We start from the raw sequence: 2,764 nt of genomic DNA, 5'->3' as shown, positions 1-2,764 counted from the left end.
AAGTAGGGCGGGACACGAGAAATCCTGTCTGAAGATGGGGGGACCATCCTCCAAGGCTAAATACTCATGATCGACCGATAGTGAACCAGTACCGTGAGGGAAAGGCGAAAAGAACCCCGGGAGGGGAGTGAAATAGAACCTGAAACCGGATGCATACAAACAGTGGGAGCGGACTTGTTCCGTGACTGCGTACCTTTTGTATAATGGGTCAGCGACTTACGTTCAGTAGCGAGCTTAACCGAATAGGGGAGGCGTAGGGAAACCGAGTCCGAATAGGGCGATTTAGTTGCTGGGCGTAGACCCGAAACCGAGTGATCTATCCATGGCCAGGATGAAGGTGCGGTAACACGCACTGGAGGTCCGAACCCACTAGTGTTGCAAAACTAGGGGATGAGCTGTGGATAGGGGTGAAAGGCTAAACAAACTCGGAGATAGCTGGTTCTCCCCGAAAACTATTTAGGTAGTGCCTCATGTATCACTTCCGGGGGTAAAGCACTGTTATGGCTAGGGGGTCATTGCGATTTACCAAACCATGGCAAACTCTGAATACCGGAAAGTGCGAGCATGGGAGACAGACGGTGGGTGCTAACGTCCATCGTCAAGAGGGAAACAACCCAGACCGCCAGCTAAGGTCCCAAATGATCAGTTAAGTGGTAAACGAGGTGGGAAGGCATAGACAGCCAGGATGTTGGCTTAGAAGCAGCCATCATTTAAAGAAAGCGTAATAGCTCACTGGTCGAGTCGTCCTGCGCGGAAGATGTAACGGGGCTCAAACTGATAACCGAAGCTGCGGATTTGCGCGTAAGCGCAGATGGTAGGGGAGCGTTCTGTAGGTCTGAGAAGGTGTCTCGTAAGGGATGCTGGAGATATCAGAAGTGCGAATGCTGACATGAGTAGCGATAAAGCGGGTGAAAAGCCCGCTCGCCGAAAGCCCAAGGTTTCCTACGCAACGTTCATCGGCGTAGGGTGAGTCGGCCCCTAAGGCGAGGCTGAAAAGCGTAGTCGATGGGAAACGGGTTAAAATTCCCGTACTTTTATGCAGTGCGATGTGGGGACGGAGAAGGTTAGGTCATCAGACTGTTGGAATAGTCTGTTTAAGCCGGTAGGCTGGGGAGGTAGGCAAATCCGCCTTCCCTTAAGGCCGAGACGTGATGACGAGGGTCTACGGACCTGAAGTGACTGATACCACGCTTCCAGGAAAAGCCACTAAGCTTCAGCTGCATAAGAACCGTACCGCAAACCGACACAGGTGGGCAGGATGAGAATTCTAAGGCGCTTGAGAGAACTCAGGAGAAGGAACTCGGCAAATTGATACCGTAACTTCGGGAGAAGGTATGCCTCTTAGAGTGAATCCCCTGCGGGAGGAGCTTTGAGAGGTCGCAGAGAATCGGTGGCTGCGACTGTTTAACAAAAACACAGCACTGTGCCAACACGAAAGTGGACGTATACGGTGTGACGCCTGCCCGGTGCTGGAAGGTTAAGTGATGGGGTGCAAGCTCTTGATCGAAGCCCCAGTAAACGGCGGCCGTAACTATAACGGTCCTAAGGTAGCGAAATTCCTTGTCGGGTAAGTTCCGACCCGCACGAATGGCGTAACGATGGCCACACTGTCTCCTCCTGAGACTCAGCGAAGTTGAAGTGTTTGTGAAGATGCAATCTCCCCGCTGCTAGACGGAAAGACCCCGTGAACCTTTACTGTAGCTTTGCATTGGACTTTGAACAGACTTGTGTAGGATAGGTGGGAGGCTATGAAGTGGGAACGCTAGTTCTCATGGAGCCGTCCTTGAAATACCACCCTGGTGTGTTTGAGGTTCTAACCTTGGTCCGTGATCCGGATTGGGGACAGTGCATGGTAGGCAGTTTGACTGGGGCGGTCTCCTCCCAAAGTGTAACGGAGGAGTTCGAAGGTTACCTAGGTACGGTCGGAAATCGTGCTGATAGTGCAATGGCAAAAGGTAGCTTAACTGCGAGACCGACAAGTCGAGCAGGTGCGAAAGCAGGACATAGTGATCCGGTGGTTCTGAATGGAAGGGCCATCGCTCAACGGATAAAAGGTACTCCGGGGATAACAGGCTGATACCGCCCAAGAGTTCACATCGACGGCGGTGTTTGGCACCTCGATGTCGGCTCATCACATCCTGGGGCTGTAGCCGGTCCCAAGGGTATGGCTGTTCGCCATTTAAAGTGGTACGTGAGCTGGGTTCAAAACGTCGTGAGACAGTTTGGTCCCTATCTGCAGTGGGCGTTGGAAGTTTGACGGGGGCTGCTCCTAGTACGAGAGGACCGGAGTGGACGCACCTCTGGTGTACCGGTTGTGACGCCAGTCGCATTGCCGGGTAGCTAAGTGCGGAAGAGATAACCGCTGAAAGCATCTAAGCGGGAAACTCGCCTGAAGATGAGACTTCCCTGAGGGCTTGACCCTCCTGAAGAGTCGTTCGAGACCAGGACGTTGATAGGTCGGGTGTGGAAGCGCTGTGAGGCGTTAAGCTAACCGATACTAATTGCTCGTGAGGCTTGATCCTATCATTTGAGTGGCTTGGGAAACCGAGTGACGAGTTGGTGGATGTGCGACACAATTGAATACCGAATATATGCGGGTTGATCGAGAATCAACCCAGGCTTCTTCAAGTTTGTACCAGTTTATGTCTGGTGGCCATAGCGAGGTGGTCCCACGCCTTCCCATCCCGAACAGGACCGTGAAACGCCTTAGCGCCGATGATAGTGTGGCATTCGCCATGTGAAAGTAGGACACCGCCAGACGCCC

2 rRNA genes are annotated in these 2,764 nt (G+C 52.9%); both read left to right on the top strand.

The features are described from left to right. Positions 1 to 2,522 (top strand): 23S ribosomal RNA (locus tag HA052_RS27020); the annotation flags it as partial. 123 nt (positions 2,523 to 2,645) lie between these two features. Next, positions 2,646 to 2,760, top strand: a 5S ribosomal RNA gene (gene rrf, locus HA052_RS27015). Positions 2,761 to 2,764: the final 4 nt, after the last annotated feature.

This window comes from Chromobacterium fluminis, from assembly GCF_011602385.1.
GTDB classification, from domain to species: domain Bacteria; phylum Pseudomonadota; class Gammaproteobacteria; order Burkholderiales; family Chromobacteriaceae; genus Chromobacterium; species Chromobacterium fluminis.
The sequence above is the reverse complement of the archived record's forward strand: the minus strand, read 5'-3'. Positions and strand labels throughout refer to the sequence as shown.